General features: G+C 55.1%; 9 protein-coding genes and 1 tRNA gene. 6 read left to right on the top strand and 4 right to left on the bottom strand.

The window, feature by feature from the left end; translation table 11 throughout:
- The first annotated feature begins 51 nt into the window (after positions 1–51).
- The 6 genes from uhpC to ACKWMY_RS18360 all read left to right on the top strand — a co-directional run bounded on the left by uhpC (position 52) and on the right by ACKWMY_RS18360 (position 9,372).
- Positions 52–1,344, top strand: coding sequence for an MFS transporter family glucose-6-phosphate receptor UhpC (gene uhpC, locus ACKWMY_RS18335; RefSeq protein ID WP_024528124.1), 1,293 nt, complete (start codon positions 52–54; stop codon positions 1,342–1,344).
- Between the two features lie 278 nt (positions 1,345–1,622).
- Positions 1,623–2,654 (top strand): ABC transporter substrate-binding protein, encoded by a 1,032-nt coding sequence (locus ACKWMY_RS18340; protein ID WP_024528123.1) that lies wholly within the window; start codon positions 1,623–1,625, stop codon positions 2,652–2,654.
- Between the two features lie 67 nt (positions 2,655–2,721).
- Positions 2,722–4,800, top strand: coding sequence for an ABC transporter permease (locus tag ACKWMY_RS18345; RefSeq protein WP_024528122.1), 2,079 nt, complete (start codon positions 2,722–2,724; stop codon positions 4,798–4,800).
- 25 nt (positions 4,801–4,825) lie between these two features.
- The gene (gene fbpC, locus ACKWMY_RS18350) at positions 4,826–5,884 is read left to right on the top strand and encodes a ferric ABC transporter ATP-binding protein (RefSeq protein ID WP_409486780.1); all 1,059 of its coding nucleotides are present in this window, start codon (positions 4,826–4,828) and stop codon (positions 5,882–5,884) included.
- Between the two features lie 210 nt (positions 5,885–6,094).
- The gene (locus ACKWMY_RS18355; RefSeq protein WP_409486781.1) at positions 6,095–9,184 is read left to right on the top strand and encodes a beta-galactosidase; all 3,090 of its coding nucleotides are present in this window, start codon (positions 6,095–6,097) and stop codon (positions 9,182–9,184) included.
- A gap of 112 nt (positions 9,185–9,296) precedes the next feature.
- Positions 9,297–9,372 (top strand) — tRNA-Asn (locus ACKWMY_RS18360).
- Positions 9,373–9,551: 179 nt separating this feature from the next.
- Here ACKWMY_RS18360 and ACKWMY_RS18365 read toward each other — a convergent pair.
- The 4 genes from ACKWMY_RS18365 to ACKWMY_RS18380 are packed head-to-tail and all read right to left on the bottom strand — an operon-like array spanning position 9,552 to position 13,505.
- Positions 9,552–10,883, bottom strand: coding sequence for an MFS transporter (locus tag ACKWMY_RS18365; RefSeq protein ID WP_337049421.1), 1,332 nt, complete (start codon positions 10,881–10,883; stop codon positions 9,552–9,554).
- 50 nt (positions 10,884–10,933) lie between these two features.
- Entirely contained in the window at positions 10,934–11,221 is a 288-nt protein-coding gene (gene fixX / locus ACKWMY_RS18370; protein WP_024528119.1) for a ferredoxin-like protein FixX, read from the bottom strand.
- Positions 11,218–12,504 carry an FAD-dependent oxidoreductase FixC gene (gene fixC / locus ACKWMY_RS18375; RefSeq protein WP_409486782.1) on the bottom strand — a complete coding sequence of 429 codons (1,287 nt, stop codon included), beginning with the start codon at positions 12,502–12,504 and terminating at the stop codon, positions 11,218–11,220. Before fixC ends, fixX begins: the two co-directional genes overlap by 4 nt.
- Before the next feature lie 59 nt (positions 12,505–12,563).
- Complete coding sequence (locus ACKWMY_RS18380; RefSeq protein ID WP_409486783.1) at positions 12,564–13,505, bottom strand: FAD-binding protein; 942 nt, start codon at positions 13,503–13,505, stop codon at positions 12,564–12,566.
- Between the last annotated feature and the right edge of the window lie 3 nt (positions 13,506–13,508).

A 13,508-nucleotide genomic window follows, 5' to 3' on the forward strand; every position in this document is an offset into this window, starting at 1 on the left:
TCCAATTCTATTTTCAGCACCCTACACTGCTCTCACTGTCTGGAGGACCTCATGGCATCGGCCACGTTAACCGCAGAGCAAATCAGCGCACGTTACCGCTACTGGCGACCACGCCTGATGTTTTCGATGATCGTCGGCTACGGCGCATTTTATCTGACACGCAAAAGCGTCAGCTATGCGATGCCGGTGATGCAGCTCGAACTGGGGTTGGACAAAGGGGATATCGGTCTGCTGGGTACGCTGTTTTACCTGGCCTACGGCGGCTCGAAGTTTGTCTCCGGCATCGTCAGCGATCGCAGTCAGGCGCGCTGGTTTATGGGCGTCGGGCTATTTATCACCGGCGTGCTGAACATCGTGTTTGCCTTTTGCCATTCGCTGACGGCGTTGCTGGTGGTCTGGACGTTAAACGGTTTCTTTCAGGGCTGGGGCTGGCCGCCCTGCGCCAAGATGCTCACCAGTTGGTATTCGCGCAACGAGCGTGGCTTCTGGTGGGGCACCTGGAATACTTCGATCAGCCTGGGCGGTGCGGCCGTGCCATTGCTGTCCGGATATATGGCTTCGCACTACGGTTGGCAAGCTGCGCTGTTGCTGCCGGGAGCCATCGGGATGCTGATTGGGCTGTGGTTGTGCTGGCAACTGTGCGGCAAACCGCAGCAGCAAGGATTACCCAGCGTAGGCCACTGGCGACGCGATCCGCTGGAGCTGTGGCAAGAGCAGCAAAGCCCCGCGATGCCGATGCGGCGGATGTTGTTTGACACCATATTGCGCAATCCGACCATCTGGTTGCTCGGTGTGTCCTACATCCTGGTGTACCTGATACGTATTGCGCTGAACGATTGGGGCAACATCTGGCTGGCGGAGAGCCACGGCGTCAATCTGATGAAGGCCAACGCCACGTTGTCACTGTTTGAACTGGGTGGGCTGTTTGGCGCGCTGTTTGCCGGTTGGGGATCGGATCTGCTGTTTCGCGGCCTGCGAGCACCGATGATCCTGCTGTTCTCCATCGGATTGTTTGTGACGACGACCGCTCTGTGGCTGGCCCCGCTGCACCATTACGGGCTGCTTTCAGCCTGCTTTTTCGGCCTCGGCTTTTTTGTGTTTGGGCCGCAGATGCTGATCGGGCTGGCCGCCACGGAGCACTGCCACAAGGACGCTGCCGGTACCGTGACCGGGTTTCTTGGTCTGTTCGCCTACCTGGGAGCCGCGTTGGCCGGTTGGCCGCTGGCGCAGGTGTTACAGCATTACGGCTGGTATGGCTTTTTTGCCCTGCTGGCACTGGCGGCCACCTGCGTCGGCCTGCTGTTGATGCCGCTGTTGATGGCCGGGCAGATACGGCAACAGTAAGACATGATTTTTACACGGTGATGAGGGGTTTTAGTCGGTGCAATCCCCCTCACCCTAACCCTCTCCCACAAGGTGAGGGGACCGAATGTGCAACATATTATCTTCTGCGTCTGACGTCAGATCGGAGGGACTGGAGCCAGAGGAAAAAAATGCCACAGATTGATCCTCGCCCCCAATAGCAACACCGGATCAGCTCCCTCTCCCTGTGGGAGAGGGTTGGGGTGAGGGGAAATTGGTTTGCTTTACCCTACAAAGACAACAACAAAAAGGACAACACCATGAAATTGACACCTCTCAACACCCTGCTGGCCACCACGCTGGCGCTGACTGCCCTGGCCGGAACCGTGCAGGCCAAAGGCCGTCTGGTGATCTATTGCAGCGCCACCAACGCCATGTGCGAGGAAGAAGCCAAAGTCTTCGGGGAGAAATACGACGTCAAGACCAGCTTTATCCGCAACGGCTCTGGCAGCACCCTGGCCAAGGTAGACGCGGAAAAGAAAAACCCACAGGCTGACGTCTGGTATGGCGGCACGCTGGATCCTCAATCGCAGGCTGGCGAAATGGATTTACTGGAGGCTTACGCCTCGCCGAACCTGGCGCAAATCATGCCGCAGTTCCGCGATCCGGCCAAACGTAAAGGCAACTACTCCTCTGCGGTGTATATCGGCATTCTCGGTTTTGGCGTCAACACCGATCGTCTGAAAGAGAAAAACCTGCCTGAACCCAAGTGCTGGAAGGATTTGACCAACCCGATCTACAAAGGGGAGATCCAAATCGCCGATCCACAAAGCTCCGGTACAGCCTACACCGCACTGGCCACCTTTGCGCAGTTGTGGGGCGAAGAAGCCGCCTTTGATTACCTGAAACAGCTGAACGGCAATATCTCACAATACACCAAGTCTGGCATCGCCCCGGCCCGCAACGCCGCGCGCGGTGAAACCACGATCGGCATTGGCTTCCTACACGACTATTCGCTGGAAAAAGAAAAAGGTGCCCCTCTGACTCTGGTTTCCCCGTGCGAAGGTTCTGGCTATGAAATCGGCGGCATCAGCATCCTCAAGAACGCCCGCAATATGGAAAACGCCAAGCTGTTCGTGGATTGGGCACTGTCAAAAGAAGCTCAGGAGCTTTCCTGGAAGAAGGGTCAGTCTTACCAGATCCTGACCAATACCACGGCAGAGACCTCCCCTAACTCGCTGAAGCTGGATCAACTGAAACTGATCGATTACGACATGGATACCTACGGCGCTTCCGACATGCGTAAAAAGCTGATCACCAAATGGGTTAACGACGTGAAGATGGGCCACTGATCCCATCCAGCATCTATCGGGCGTAGGCTCTACGCCCGCTTCATTTTCGTTTATTCCGGGGAATATCATGTCTGAAACCATCACCTTGCGCACGGCGCAGGGGCGGGATCCCATTTTCTACTGGTTGCTGCTGGCACTGGCAGGTTTCGCCCTACTGCCTTCCTACAGCCTGGACTACGGGCTGCTGGAGGCGACCAGCGAAGAGCTGCTGGCGGCCTACGGATGGTCACATGCAGGCCTGGCTGTGCTGTGGTTTGCCGCCCCGCTGCTGCTGGCTGTGCGCCCGCAGATTGCCACTGGCCGCGAGCAACGCAACCGCCACCTGTTTGATGCCGGTTACGCCCTGGCCTGTGGGTTATTAGTATTTATCAGCGCCGCCGCGACCGGTACCGGGATGGGGTTCGCTACCTTGCCGCTGCTGGTGGCAATGGGCGCAGTGATCACCCTTGCGCTCTCAAGGCTGGAATGGCTGGGTGGCGATCGCTTCGTACTCGGTTCGCTGGTGGCAGTGATCGCCCTGATCGTGCTGTTTATCATTTACCCCAGCATCGCCATCTTTATCCCAATGTTCACCGATGAGGCCGGTGCCTTCGCCCCGTTGGCGTTTATGCAAACGCTCGGGCAGGCGCATATCCTGCAGGTGATCTGGAACTCCTTCCTGCTGTCCGTGGCCGTCGGGATTGGCTGTACCTTCTTCGGCATGGTGCTGGCGATTTATACCACGCGTATCGCCCGCCGTTCGGCGGTGATTGGCCGTATCTTCTCGATCCTGCCAATCGTCACACCGCCGTTTGTGGTTGGCTTGGGCGTCACCCTGATGATGGGCCGCTCCGGTTACATCACCGAGCTGATGGTGACCTGGTTCGGCCTGACCAATACCAACTGGCTCTACGGCTTTACCGGGATCTGGTTGGCCCAGGTATTGGCCTTTACGCCCATGTCATTCATGATCCTCGATGGGGCTATCAAGACCATCCATCCGTCGCTGGAAGAGGCGTCCTACACGTTACGCGCCAACCGCTTCCAAACTTTTACCCAGGTGTTTATGCCGTTGCTGAAACCGGCATTGGCCAACTCGTTCCTGATCGTCATTGTTCAATCGCTGGCGGACTTCAGTAACCCCTTGGTTCTCGGCGGCAACTTCGACGTTTTGGCCACGCAGATCTACTTCTACATTACCGGTGCGCAGCTTGATTATCAGGCAGCCAGTACGCTGGGCGTGGTGCTGCTGATGTTCTCACTGCTGGTGTTCTGCGTGCAATACATGTGGATCGGCAAGCGTTCCTACGTGACCATTTCCGGCAAATCCAACCACGGCGACGTTCAGCCGCTGCCGGTGACGCTGGTGTGGGGCGTCTCACTGATGCTGTATGTCTGGATCGCCTTCAACATCTTGCTGTACGGCAGCATTTTCTACGGCAGCTTTACCGTTAACTGGGGCGTGGACTACACGCTGACGCTGGATAACTTCAGCAAACTGTTCGGCCAAGGCTTCAGCGACGGCGCATGGCCTTCCCTGATTGATACCTTGCTGTATGCCGGGATTGCCGCACCGATCACTGCCATTTTCGGCCTGCTGATTGCCTACATCGTGGTACGCCAGCAATTCCAAGGCAAGAAGGTGATCGAGTTCAGCACCATGCTGTGTTTCGCGGTGCCAGGAACCGTGGCCGGTGTTTCCTACATTCTGGCGTTTAACAGCGCGCCGGTTTACCTGACCGGAACGGCAGCCATCGTGATCATTTCGATGGTGATGCGCAACGTGCCGGTGGGGATCCGCGCGGGTATCGCAGGTTTGGGGCAACTGGACAAGTCGCTGGATGAGGCCTCTCTCAGCCTGCGTGCCGGTTCCCTACGCACCATAGTGTATATCCTGCTGCCCTTGCTGCGCCCGGCGATCCTCTCGGCGTTGGTCTACAGCTTTGTCCGTGCCATGACCACCGTGAGCGCCATTGTTTTCCTGGTTACGCCAGATACGCGCGTCGCGACGTCCTACATCCTTAACCGGGTCGAGGACGGCGAGTATGGCGTGGCCATTGCCTACGGATCGATCCTGATCGTAGTGATGCTGGCGATTATTTTCCTGTTTGATGCCCTGGTTGGCGAAGCGCGGGTCGCGCGTTCCAAAGCCCGGAATGCGGCCTGATACCCGGCGGAGAAGGATGAACAACATGTCTGACATTCAAGATAAAAAGCACTTTGTTGAACTGAAAAACGTCGCCAAGCGGTTTGGCAACAACACCGTGATTGAAAACCTGAGCCTGGCAATCCCCCGTGGGGATATGGTGACGCTGCTTGGCCCTTCCGGCTGCGGTAAAACCACGGTCCTACGTCTGGTCGCCGGGCTGGAGAAACCCAGTGGCGGGCAGATCTTTATCGACGGCGAGGACGTGACCGATCGCTCCATTCAGCAGCGGGACATCTGCATGGTATTCCAGTCCTACGCGCTGTTCCCCCACATGTCGCTGGGGGATAACATCGGCTATGGCCTGAAAATGCTGGGAAGACCCAAGGCGGAGATCCGCGATCGGGTACGTGAAGCCCTGATGCTGGTCGATCTGGAGGGGTTTGAAGAGCGCTATGTCGATCAGATCTCCGGCGGCCAGCAGCAACGCGTCGCTCTGGCACGTGCGCTAATCCTCAAACCCAAGGTGCTGCTGTTCGATGAGCCGCTGAGTAACCTGGATGCCAACCTGCGCCGCAGCATGCGTGAGAAGATCCGCGAGTTGCAGCAGCAGTTCAACATCACCTCACTCTACGTCACCCACGATCAAAGCGAAGCCTTTGCGGTTTCCGACACCGTGCTGGTGATGAACAAAGGAGAAATCATGCAGATTGGCGCGCCGCAAACGCTGTACCGTTACCCGGCCTCGCGCTTTATGGCCGGATTCATGGGCGATGCCAACATCTTCCCAGCCAAGGTAACCAGCAGCGGCGTAGAGATCTTTGGCTACCCGGTGCCGCGCCCGCAAGGGTTTGCCCCCAGTTTGCAGCAATGTACCGTGGGCGTGCGCCCGGAAGCGATTACCCTCAGCCAACATGGGGAACCGAGCCAGCGCTGCACCATCAGTAAAGTGGCTTACATGGGGCCTCAGTATGAGGTGCTGGTGAACTGGCACGATCAGTCGCTGCTGCTGCAGGTAAACGCTACGCAGTTACAGCCCGAACCGGGCGACAGCTATTTCCTGCAAATCCATCCGTTCGGCATGTTTGTCCTCGCCGACGAGTAAGCTGAATTGCCCCCCGCTCGTCGTTACGGGCGGGGTATTTTTCGATGTCCATCCCTTACTCCTATCTCGATATCACTGCATTTACGGCACTGATGTGATCTCGCTCTGCTTCTTCTCTTCTATCGCTTTGCAAACGCGCGCCGTCGGGTAATGCTGTCAGCAATGTAAACGCTTAACCTTTTGGCTTGAACCGGCTCAGGAAATGCCCACATGCATGCTAACTCCCGTTTTACCCTGGCGGAAATCCTCGCCCGCCGCGATTGGCAAAACCCTGCCTGCACTCATTACCAACGTCTACCGGCACATCCTCCGTTTGCCAGTTGGCGTGATGCCACTGCGGCCCGGGAAGATGCTGCCAGCCCGAGCCAACAACTGCTCAACGGCGAGTGGCAGTTCAACTATTTCGGGCGGCCTCAGGCAGTACCAGAAAGCTGGTTGGAACAGGATCTGCCGGATGCCGACAGGTTAGCTGTCCCTGCCAACTGGCAGCTAGCGGGTTACGACGCCCCGATTTACACCAACGTCAAATATCCAATCCCGGTAAATCCGCCGCTGGTACCCGAAGATAATCCGACCGGCTGCTATTCCCGCAGCTTTAGCGTGGATGCCGAGTGGCTGGCCAGTGGTCAAACCCGCATTATTTTCGACGGCGTCAACTCGGCGTTTTACCTGTGGTGCAATGGCCACTGGGTCGGCTATTCGCAAGACAGCCGTCTGCCTGCCGAATTTGACCTCAGTGCTGTGCTGCAACCCGGGGAAAACCGGCTGGCGGTGATGGTGCTGCGCTGGTGCGACGGCAGCTATCTGGAAGATCAGGACATGTGGCGGATGAGCGGGATTTTCCGCGACGTCAGCCTGCTGCATAAACCCGCCGCTCACCTGAGCGATATCCATATCACCACGCCACTGAGCGACAGCTTCCGCCGTGGGGAATTGGTGGTGGAGGTGCAAACCAATCAGCCCCAGCAACATCAAGTTCAGGTACAGCTGTGGCGCAATGAAACCCTGATTGTCGAGCAGACGCAGAGGTTCGGCAGTGAAATTATTGATGAGCGCGGCGCTTATGACGATCGCACGACTCTGCGTTTGCCCGTGGAACAACCCGCACTATGGAGCGCGGAAACGCCGGAGCTGTATCGTGCTGTGATCCTGTTACTTTCCCCAACCGGTGAACTGATAGAGGCGGAAGCCTATGACGTCGGGTTCCGCCAGGTTGCCATCAGCAATGGGTTGCTGAAGCTCAACGGTCAACCCTTGTTGATCAGGGGCACCAACCGCCACGAGCACCATCCAGAACATGGCCAGGTGATGGATGAAGCCACCATGCGCCAGGATATCCTGCTGATGAAGCAGCATAACTTCAACGCAGTGCGCTGTTCCCATTACCCAAACCATCCGCTGTGGTACAAACTGTGCGATCGTTACGGCTTGTATGTGGTCGACGAAGCCAATATTGAAACCCACGGCATGCAGCCAATGAACCGGCTTTCGAACGATCCACTCTGGCTGCCCGCCATGAGCGAGCGCGTTACGCGCATGGTGCAGCGCGATCGCAACCATGCCTGCATCATCATCTGGTCCTTGGGCAACGAGTCCGGCCACGGTTGCAATCATGATGCACTGTACCGCTGGGTGAAAAGCCAGGATCCTACTCGTCCAGTGCAGTATGAGGGGGGTGGTGCCAATTCCGCGGCCACGGATATTGTGTGCCCGATGTATGCCCGCGTCGATCAGGATCAGCCTTTCCCGGCGGTGCCCAAATGGTCGATCAAAAAGTGGATCGGCATGCCCGATGAACACCGCCCGTTAATCCTGTGTGAATATGCGCATGCTATGGGCAACAGTTTTGGCGGCTTCGATCGCTACTGGCAGGCTTTTCGCAAGCATCCGCGCCTGCAAGGCGGCTTTGTCTGGGACTGGGTCGATCAGGCCTTAACCCGCACAGATGACAGCGGCCAAGCTTATTGGGCCTACGGAGGCGACTTTGGCGATACCCCCAACGATCGTCAGTTCTGCCTCAACGGATTGGTCTTCCCCGATCGCAGCCCCCACCCAGCACTGTTCGAAGCGCAACGCGCACAGCAGTTTTTCCAGTTCCAGTTTGATGCCCAGCAACTGGCACTCACCATCACCAGCGAATACCTGTTCCGGGCAACCGACAATGAACAGCTTAACTGGCGTCTGGAGTTGGACGGCGTAGAACGAGCCAGCGGTAGCCTGCTGCTCAACCTGCCGCCACAGGGCAGCACCACGGTCACCCTGCTGGATAAGTTGCCGATGATCCACCGCCCAGGCGAGCTGTGGCTGAACGTGGAGGTGGTACAGCCTCATGCCACAGACTGGTCAGAAGAACATCATCGTTGCGCCTGGGATCAATGGCGTTTGCCACGCACGTTGCATCTGGCGCCACCAACCAGCGGCGGCTTTGCCCCGCAGTTAACGCAGAACGAGCAGCAGATTGACATTATCCACGGCAACCAACGCTGGCAGTTCGAACGGGCTTCCGGCTGCCTGAGCCAGTGGTGGCAAGATGAAAAGGCCACACTACTGATGCCGCTACGCGATAGCTTCATCCGCGCACCGCTGGATAACGATATCGGCATCAGCGAAGTGGATCGTATCGACCCTAACGCCTGGATCGAGCGCTGGAAGCTGGCGGGGATGTATCAACTGGAGGAGCAGTGCACACAGATTTATGCCGATGCGTTGAGTGACGGCGTGCGAGTGGTGACTGAACATACGTTCAGCTTTAACCAGCAGGTGCTGCTGCACAGCCGCAAACAGTGGCTGTTCGATTGCCACGGCAGCGTGCAGGTTGAGGTGGATGCCACGGTGGCCGACGCCCTGCCCCCTCCCGCCCGTATCGGCCTCAGTTGCCAACTGGCCGAGGTGCATCCACAGGTACAATGGTTGGGCCTGGGGCCGCACGAGAACTACCCGGACCGCAAGCTTGCTGCCCAACATGGGCTGTGGACCAGACCGCTGGAGCAGTTGCATACACCCTATATTTTCCCAGGGGAAAACGGCCTGCGTTGCGACACGCAACGGTTGCACTATGGCAACCTGCAAGCCGAGGAGCACTTCCACTTCTCGCTCAGCCGTTACGGCCTACAGCAGTTGATGAATTGCAGCCATGTGCATTTGCTGCAGGAAGAGCCCGGCACCTGGTTACATCTGGATGCCCAGCATATGGGCGTGGGCGGTGATGATTCCTGGAGCCCAAGCGTGAACGAGGACTTCCTGCTGACTGCTGGACGTTATCGTTATCGGTTGAGTTTGAAACGAGCAGCCATGGGATAAATCTGCCAAAAGCTCAACGGGTTGCGCATTCTGTAAGCAAACAAACACAGAATGCGTAATCCCCTTTGACATCCCCCGTGCACCCCGTTATCATTCCGCCCGTTCACACGATTCCTCTGTAGTTCAGTCGGTAGAACGGCGGACTGTTAATCCGTATGTCACTGGTTCGAGTCCAGTCAGAGGAGCCAATTCTATGCTGTCCCAGAAAATCCCATAACCGATTAAAAATCGAGCTAGACCTCTTCCCACACATAGTACTGATGACTGCCAATAGATTTGATGGCTTTATTAGAGGCCTATTCGGTTCGATTTAAATTTCCCCGTTCAGGAATATGATAGAAATCGAGTCAGAAAAAGAATCATCATCTCATTTCATCGATGATTTTCTTGTCAGCGACATTTTCCCCGCCTCATTCAAAGAAAGTCCTTTGGTTTCAGGAGCAAATAAAACCGAAACAATTAACCCCACTAAAGAGATAAATGCACCGATTAGCATCACCGTATTTATTCCATAGCGAGTAATAAATACCGGCAAAGCCCACATCGAAATAATCGCGCCAATCCGGCTAATCGACATAATCACCCCAACTGCAGAAGCGCGTATATCGGTGGGGAAGAGTTCGTTGGGGTAAAGCCACTGTAATATTCCCGGACCACCAGAGAAAAATGCGTACACCGCAAAGGCAATAACCACCAGGCTAATTTGTAAATGATCAACCAGCCCAAGAATAGCCAGAGCGCCGGTCATCATCGCAAAACTCCCAATCAACAGCGGACGACGGCCCAGCGTATTGAGCCAGTACATGGCAGGAATGCAGCCTAGCATAAAGAAGAGGCTTATCACCACATTCCCCAGCGCCGCATTTTTCCCCTGATCCCAACCCAGCAGGCCAACGATTTGCGGGCCAAAGGTGTAAATCGCAAACATCGGAATAACCTGACAGGTCCAGATCACGGCAACAAAGAGCACTACGGGAAAATGTCGCTTGCTAAACAACTGCAAGAAACGCGTTTCCGGCTGCGGTTCTTCGTCAAATATCAGCGGTTCACCGAACAGTTTCAACATCATTTGCTCGCACTCTTTTACCCGGCCTTTACGCAACAGCCAGCGCGGGGATTCAGGCAGATCAAAACGTCCGATAAGAATGACCAAACAGGGGATAAAGGCACTGCCGAGCATCCAGCGCCAACCATCCACCATATCGTAAAGCCAGAAACCAACAAGATTGGCGCAAGTCGCCCCGACATACCACATAGCCGCAATAAAACCGACGGCAAACGCCCGTTGGCGGGTGTTGGAAAATTCAGTAATCATTGAGGTTGCAATGGGATAATCAGCGCCAATAACAATACCGATTAATACCCGCATGACCAGAAGTTCTGCGGGTGTGGAAACAAACATGGTCGCGACAGAAATAAGTCCGATGGCGACAATGTCGATCAGGAACATTTTTCGCCGCCCGACGCGGTCACAAATATAGCCAAACAGTGAAGTACCAATAAATAACCCCACCAGCGTTCCCGCCCCCAGCAAGCCAATCCATTGCGCATCGAGTTTTAATAATGGCGTGAGTTGTTCCAGCGCCACGCCGATTATCACCAGGACATAACCATCCAAAAATGGGCCACCACTGCCCCAGAGCATGATCCGCCGATGAATTGACGAAAACTGAATATCATCATATTTTCTGGGCTGCATATGCGTTTCCTTTTTTATTACAAAAATCTTTCATATTGCGAGCAAAAAAATCAACCGTAACGATATTCCACACCGAAAGTTCCGCGAGGGTATTCCCATTTTTCCAGCGCACTTCCCAGCCCGAGAATTCGACAGGTTCCACATTCAAGACACCCGGCGTAATCAAAACGCACTGAACCATCCTCTTGCTTTTTATATAACCCTGCCGGGCAGGCTTTGGTTAATAGCGTCATCACCTGCATATCGGGCTGCGATTTCACAATGATGTGCGGGTTTTGTTCATCGACGTTGAACTTATTGATGCCCAGCTTGACATCCACATTGACTGGCTTACTCATAGCGCAGTGACTCCTTTAATGCCGTCTTTCACCAAGTTGATAAAGCCCACTTTCTTGGCGTGTTTAAGGATGTTTTTACGCAGCGGCACAGGTGGTTTTCCATTAATGGTAAATAACTCGCTGGCGATGCCAATGGCCATTTCCGGGTATTGCGTGAACATGCGAGGGTTGTCGAGGAAAGCGGGCATTTTCTGGTACATTTTCATGTCCCGCAACGGTCCATCCTCAAGCAGAGCAAGATATTCGCTGAGGCTCTTTTTACTATAATCGTCTCGCTTCATTGCGCTGAGCAGCGTTTTTGCAGCGGCTTCTCCTGAGGCAACCGCCAAATCCATACCGCGAATGGTGAAACCCAGGTTCATGCACATACCCGCCGCATCACCTGTAATCAGCACGCCATCTCCCACCAGTTCGCTCTGCATGCGTAGGCCCGCTTCTGGGACAACGTGGGCCCCATACTCAATCATCTTTCCGCCTTCAATCAGCGGAGCCACTACCGGATGGCGTTTGAAATCTTCCAGCATCTGCGGAACGGATTTTTTTGCGTCTTTCAAGTGATGAAGCCCACAAACCAGCCCGAGCGAAAGCGTGGTGTTATTGGTGTAAAGAAAACCACCGCCCATTAATCCATCCGTTGGTGCACCAGCGAATAACCAGGCCACTCCTTCATTGCCTTGCAAATTGAATCGATTTTGCAGCACCTCTTTCGGCAACTCAATCAGCTCCTTAACACCCACGGCCACATTTTCTGCTGTAACCGGTTTGGTCATTCCCAATTGTTCCGCAAGCAGTGAGTTCACGCCATCAGCAAGAATCACCGCTTTGGCCTCAAGGACGTCGCCATCGGCTTCCACACCAATAACCTTGCCGTCTTTTACCACCAGTCTGTCGACCCGAATTCCGGTAATGCACTGCGCTCCAGCGTTTTCCGCCTGTTCCATTAGCCAGGCATCGAATTTGCTGCGCAATACCGAGTAAGAAACCTCCCCGGCTTTCGGCTCGTCGCCATTGTGATAATCCAATGTTATCGCGCGCGTTTGTGTCAGAAACGACAACTTTTCGTGGGTGATCACACGTTCGACGGGAGCCCGCTCGGCAAAACCTGGGATAATACGCTCTAGGCTGTGGCCGTACATGCGTCCACCTGTCATGTTTTTTGCACCCGCAGAATTACCGCGTTCAATAAGCAGAACCTGCGCCCCTTCTCGGGCAAGTACCAGCGCTGCAACCGTCCCTGCAAGCCCGGCTCCTACAATGATGGTATCGAAGACATCTTCTGACATAACCACTCCTGAACCTGAATAAAGTGGCAACGCATACTTTCACACGCTGCCGAAAGAGATCAACTGGCTAGCAGACGAGTCAGCGTTGGAAGGATAGTGAAAAGATCGCCCACAATGCCGTAATCCGCGTACTGGAAAATCGGTGCATTTTTATCTTTATTGATTGCCACGATAGTCTGAGCACCATTGGCACCGACCATGTGCTGAATTTGGCCAGAGATCCCTACGGCCAGATAAAGCTCAGGTTTGAGGAGTAAATTCGAAATGCCTACATAGCGCTCGTGCTCCATCCATTTTTCGTTTTCCGCGACCGGACGCGAGCAGGCGAGTTCAGCACCGATAACTTCACACAAAGCATTCACCAGAGCGATATTCTCCTTGCTTCCAATACCGCGCCCAACGCTGACAACCAGCCGAGCTTTATCAAGATCCACGGAATGGCTTTCCCGTACCTGTTTGCCAGTGCAAACAATGGTATTTTCGGGGGCCAGCCACTGCACCGGTTGTGCCGTGCCGCTCCTTGCGACATCAGGCTTCGCCGCCTCGAAAGTTCCGCCACTCAAGGTCAGTATGCACAAGGGTGAATAAAGGGTTTCATTGCTGAAGGCCAATCCGCCGTAAACCATATGTTTTGCCACCAGCACGCCATCAGAAACCACCGCGCCACTGGCATCATTCACTACAGCAGCACTTAGACGAGCCCCTAGTCTTGCCGCCAGCAATTTGCCACGACGGCTATTAGGCAACAGGACCAGTCCACTTTGGCTCTGGCCTTTAAGCGTCTCAACCAGAGTATCTGCATAATCTTCGATAATACTGTCGTCCGGTTTGCCTTGCAGCTGCCAGACCTGGTTTGCACCCAGTTGAAATGCCGCCGTACTGTGTTCTTCGTTAAGGGCAAACACCTGAATATTCTCACCCAAGGTCTGTGCACCGCCCATCAGTTCCGGCAGTCGGGACAAGGTATCGCTAAAAACCCAAACGTTTGAAAACTTGCTCATAAC

The organism is Serratia sp. J2, from assembly GCF_046269175.1.
GTDB classification, from domain to species: Bacteria; Pseudomonadota; Gammaproteobacteria; order Enterobacterales; family Enterobacteriaceae; genus Chania; species Chania fonticola_C.

What these genes read in the sequence shown, in the direction of transcription:
- uhpC (WP_024528124.1), top strand. Translation starts at nt 52, where the DNA reads ATGGCATCGGCCACGTTAACCGCAGAGCAAATCAGCGCACGTTACCGC.
- ACKWMY_RS18340 (WP_024528123.1), top strand. Translation starts at nt 1,623, where the DNA reads ATGAAATTGACACCTCTCAACACCCTGCTGGCCACCACGCTGGCGCTG.
- ACKWMY_RS18345 (WP_024528122.1), top strand. Translation starts at nt 2,722, where the DNA reads ATGTCTGAAACCATCACCTTGCGCACGGCGCAGGGGCGGGATCCCATT.
- fbpC (WP_409486780.1), top strand. Translation starts at nt 4,826, where the DNA reads ATGTCTGACATTCAAGATAAAAAGCACTTTGTTGAACTGAAAAACGTC.
- ACKWMY_RS18355 (WP_409486781.1), top strand. Translation starts at nt 6,095, where the DNA reads ATGCATGCTAACTCCCGTTTTACCCTGGCGGAAATCCTCGCCCGCCGC.
- ACKWMY_RS18365 (WP_337049421.1), bottom strand. Translation starts at nt 10,883, where the DNA reads ATGCAGCCCAGAAAATATGATGATATTCAGTTTTCGTCAATTCATCGG.
- fixX (WP_024528119.1), bottom strand. Translation starts at nt 11,221, where the DNA reads ATGAGTAAGCCAGTCAATGTGGATGTCAAGCTGGGCATCAATAAGTTC.
- fixC (WP_409486782.1), bottom strand. Translation starts at nt 12,504, where the DNA reads ATGTCAGAAGATGTCTTCGATACCATCATTGTAGGAGCCGGGCTTGCA.
- ACKWMY_RS18380 (WP_409486783.1), bottom strand. Translation starts at nt 13,505, where the DNA reads ATGAGCAAGTTTTCAAACGTTTGGGTTTTTAGCGATACCTTGTCCCGA.